Raw genomic sequence first — 4,169 nt, forward strand, 5'->3', positions numbered from 1 at the left:
ACCAATAATAAAAAGTTTGATAGGGAATAGCGTTGTCTTGGCAAAACTGCTTAATGGACACTGTGCTTTGCTTTTGTTGTTCAATAATCGCCGCCCAGTGCGCGCGTTTTTGTGCTTGTTTCATGGTACCTCCGCTTAAAAAGGTACTATGACAAAGTCCGTGTCTTATGGGTATGTGGGGTTTATTAACCGCTTACGGTAATGCAGACAAACCTTTCTTTCCAATCAACATTCCACCATTCTAAGGTAATAACTTCATATGGTCGTTGCCCCCCTAGATAGATGCACAGTTGAAGTAAGTGCCTCAAATCTTGTCCAACAGGCACAACATCATAGTTTTCACGAAGGTCTTTTAGCAGGCGTCTTAACTCTCGCCATTCTAGGAATCGCTCACCAATACGCTCACCATCTTTTTGCTTTGGAATTGGTGCTACTGGGTTGTATTTTATGGAAAATTTCGACTCTAAAGAGAAGTAGCGTGGATCGTTATCAAAGCGCATAGCATGGTTAAACGCCGCCATCACATAACTACGTACTCGATTGCTCTGAGTGATAGCTCCACGCTGGATCATCTTACTRATAACGTATTTAATATCATCCGTCGTTACATCACACGCCTTGGTGTTTTTGTCTATATATGGATAGAACTCTCGTACCAGTGCATTTCGGACCTCTTCATACGTTCTCTTTCCATCTATTTTCATCCGCTCAGTATAGCTATGGAATAGGTCATCAATGGTTCCTAAGCTTTTGCTCTCAGTATCAATTTTTTTCTGCTCACGCTCTTGTTGTTCAAGATGCAATTTAGGATCTTTTCCGTTGAGCAACAGTTGTGAGAAGACTTGGGCTTTCTCGCGAGCTTCTATAAGAGTCATGCTGCCAGCACGTGTGCTGAATAAACCGATAGAGATAAATTTTTCTTTCTGTCGCTGGTAGTAGCGAAAAACGAACTGCTTTTTCCCACTAGTGAAAATTTTTACTCCCAAACGCCCTGTACCTCGTTGACCTGATTGATCCCAGAGATAATAGGAATTTTTACTACTAGTCGCGGATTGAATTTTAGTAACAGTTAACATTCTGATTTGCTCTTGTCTTTTTCGGCGAAGTTAACTTTCTAGGCAAATAGATATAACCTAAAAGCAGCCAAAAATTATGTTGACAGATTTCCTTCCTAAGCAAAGCTAGGTCAGGTAATGGGTCAGACAAGAGAAAGGTGACATGGAAATCAATGCAAACTAACGCAACAAAGGAAAACCTGTAACCTTCTGAATTTACGGGAGATTAATAAGCTTTGCATACTCATAAAAATGAATCTGGTAGGACTCATAATCGATTGGTCCCCAGTTCAAGTCTGGGAGGGGCCACCAGATATAGCAAGGCGTAGCAGGTTAGTATCTACTACGCCTTTTTTGTACCTGCCGATTTTTAGTCAAACACTTAGTCAAACAAGGAATGGGTACAACTCCCGTTTTCGCATTAGAAAAATCAGGGGGGTAACACCGAGAGGTGTTCAACACTCCGATCCTGCTAACAGTCCTTTTTCCTCTTGCTTATCCAAGCGTCCACTAAAACGATTCATCCGTTGCGCCTAGGTAACTTCTTGCACCCATCTCACAAAATATGGCTTATCTAACACTTTGGACAATAGCGCACGAAAACCAAAACAGCCCTTGATACACTAGTCCCAAATCTGCCAACTCGATGGCGTGTTAGGTGCCGACAACTGATCGGCGGTAGCATGGCTAAACACTGGACGGTTAACCAGCTTATCGGGCAGAGATACCCAATAGTGTGCGCGTTTATCCGTGACCGATTCACACTATCCTAGAATGGATGATTAAAAGAGCTCATTAGTCATATAGTTACAGATTTGTGCTTGGGGATAGTGTGAATATCTGAGTAGTGATAGGCGGTATGCACACTTTCGCGGAAGAGCAGTATCGATTAAAGAGTAAGAATCCGCCTGGGATCAGTCGGTTAGGTAGAAAATGGTGCGGATAACGATTTTGGGAAATCGAGTATGCGCGCTAATACAATGTTAGAGCGACAGGAGACCTATGGGTAATCGGTACGGGTTGAGCCGGACAATTCCGGAAGGCATCAAAAGAGAAGTGCGACAAGCTTGCGGTTATGGCTGCGTCCTATGCGGTGCCGCTATCGTTGAGTATGAGCACGTAGATCCTGTTTTTGCCGATGCAAAAGAGCATTCTCCTGACGGTATTGTGCTGCTCTGTCCTCAATGCCACGCAAAAGTGACGAGGGACTTTGTTTCGAAAGAGCSAGTCAAGGAGGCAAAAGCGCAGCCAATTAGCCAGAAAAGAAACTACGCTCACGAATTCTTTGACCTTGGCTCTAAACAACCTAGTTTCGTTCTCGGCGGTGCGTCTATAACTAATACCCCGATACCGTTAGAAATCCACGGGTACCCCGTCGTGAAAATCGAACCAAGTGAAGAGGAAGGTGGCCCAGTAAGATTTAGCGGTACGTTCTTCAATAGCCACGGGGAGATAAGTCTTCAAATCACAGACAATGAATGGCGAGCGTACTCTGGTAACTGGGATTTTGAAGCAAAAGGTGGGGAGCTAATCGTGCGAGATGCGCCGGGCAGCATCTCCTTACGACTCAGAGCCTCGTCTGATTCTGGAATCGTTATTGAAAAAATCAATATGCGGGTTGGGGCCTACCAGATAATTGGCAGCACCGATGATTTGTTGCTGAAAGCTGATGATGGTTCAAAAATTCAGTGCGGCGGCATGATTGCCGATAACTGTCGCATTGGGCTGTCCCTTGGGTAGCTCTAACAAGTGGCTGTTGTCGGACGTACCTACGCTGGCGCTCCGGCACGCCGCAAAGCCAAGCGTTAGGTTTTGCAAGGGAAAGCTATGAGTTTCTTATCCAAGATATTTAGAGTATTCGGTAATAGTCGTGCCGAGAGGAACAAAACAACTGAGATACCTAGAGTAGGAAACAAAGAGCCGGTGTGCCCTTATTGCAGTAGTACGTTAGATAAAATACCAGGGCGAAAGAAAAATGCCCTAGTTGCAGTCAATTTATGTATGTTCGAACTTGCCCTGATGAACGAGTCAAGATTTTAGTACGTGACGATCAAATTGAACTCATAGAAGAAAAGTGGGCAATTGAGAACGGTACCCATGAACAATTTTTAGTGGAAAAGCGCGATAGAGAAGCAACAAAAAACAAGCTGATAAGTCAAGGCATCAACACTCCTACGGACTTAGATGTTAAGTGGGAACAATTAAAGGTTTCATTGCCTCAACTAGCATCAGAGTATAAATGGGGGCTATATCGTAATGCTCGCTTGGGAATGGGAGATGTTCTAAAGAAGCAAGGTAAACTATCTGAAGCGTTGGACACATATCTTGAAGTTTGCTTTATAGATCTAAACGGTCCGAATAATTGCGGCACAAAGGACCCTGAAATATTGAAGATGTATCCTCCATTCGATCCTAAATCTGCATTTTTAGCCCCGGGCGTACTAGGCCACATAGACAAACTGTGTAAAGAGCTTAACTTAAAGCCAGAAGACTTAGCCTCTAGGTTTATTGGTCTTTCGTCCAAAGTAGAGCGTCAACTGAAGTTACCCATATCCGCTGATGAAGCGTGGAAAGAACTTTCTGGTGAACTACGTTGAACCAAACCATACAAACTGTTTAAGAGTGATTCGCAACGCGTGGCATTTTTACTATGCGTTGAGTTTAGTGTTTAAGGTGGTTTGCAGCGGCATCGGTATTGCGTTGCTCACACCTTAACAGGGCGTCATATTTTTAGCATTAGCCAGTATATTAATCACAAATATCATTAAACAAAGGAGATGATAATGAAGAAAGTTGTAAAAGCTGCAGTATTGACAGGGCTCTTAACTCTGACAGGCTGTGCTTCTTATAGCCCGTGGGATTCGATGCCTCACCAAGAAGCAAGCGCATGGCAAGGTATTGGAGTACAAGCATATGATGCAAAAGCTCTTCGTAGTAGCGGTTTCACCCCAACTGATGCCAAAGATTGGATTCAAGTAGGTATCAAGTCTCCTAAAAAAATTATTGAATGGAATAAGGCAGGATTTTCTCCGCGAACAGCATCAAAATGGATCGATAAAAACTTCACACTAGAAAAAGCTATCTCATTTAGAAAACAAGGGCTAACCGTTGAGT

The 4,169-nt window shown here is 43.5% G+C and carries 5 protein-coding genes; 3 read left to right on the forward strand and 2 right to left on the reverse strand.

Going from position 1 to position 4,169, the window contains the following annotated elements:
- The coding region (tnpA, locus tag BZG14_RS16150; protein WP_443509132.1) for an IS66 family insertion sequence element accessory protein TnpA at window positions 1-124 on the reverse strand (124 nt) is incomplete at its 3' end.
- 61 nt (window positions 125-185) lie between these two features.
- Complete coding sequence (locus BZG14_RS14685; RefSeq protein WP_241824687.1) at window positions 186-1,076, reverse strand: tyrosine-type recombinase/integrase; 891 nt, start codon at window positions 1,074-1,076, stop codon at window positions 186-188.
- Window positions 1,077-2,057: 981 nt separating this feature from the next.
- Here BZG14_RS14685 and BZG14_RS14690 point away from each other — a divergent pair.
- The 3 genes from BZG14_RS14690 to BZG14_RS14705 form a co-directional block, all read left to right on the forward strand.
- Complete coding sequence (locus tag BZG14_RS14690; protein ID WP_077609087.1) at window positions 2,058-2,795, forward strand: HNH endonuclease; 738 nt, start codon at window positions 2,058-2,060, stop codon at window positions 2,793-2,795.
- Between the two features lie 257 nt (window positions 2,796-3,052).
- The gene (locus tag BZG14_RS14695) at window positions 3,053-3,652 is read left to right on the forward strand and encodes a hypothetical protein (RefSeq protein WP_077609088.1); all 600 of its coding nucleotides are present in this window, start codon (window positions 3,053-3,055) and stop codon (window positions 3,650-3,652) included.
- Window positions 3,653-3,838: 186 nt separating this feature from the next.
- On the forward strand, window positions 3,839-4,169 hold a 331-nt coding region (locus BZG14_RS14705; protein ID WP_077609090.1), incomplete at its 3' end, for a hypothetical protein.

It is taken from the genome of Salinivibrio sp. IB282 (assembly GCF_001995685.1).
In the GTDB taxonomy this organism is placed as follows: Bacteria; Pseudomonadota; Gammaproteobacteria; order Enterobacterales; family Vibrionaceae; genus Salinivibrio; species Salinivibrio kushneri.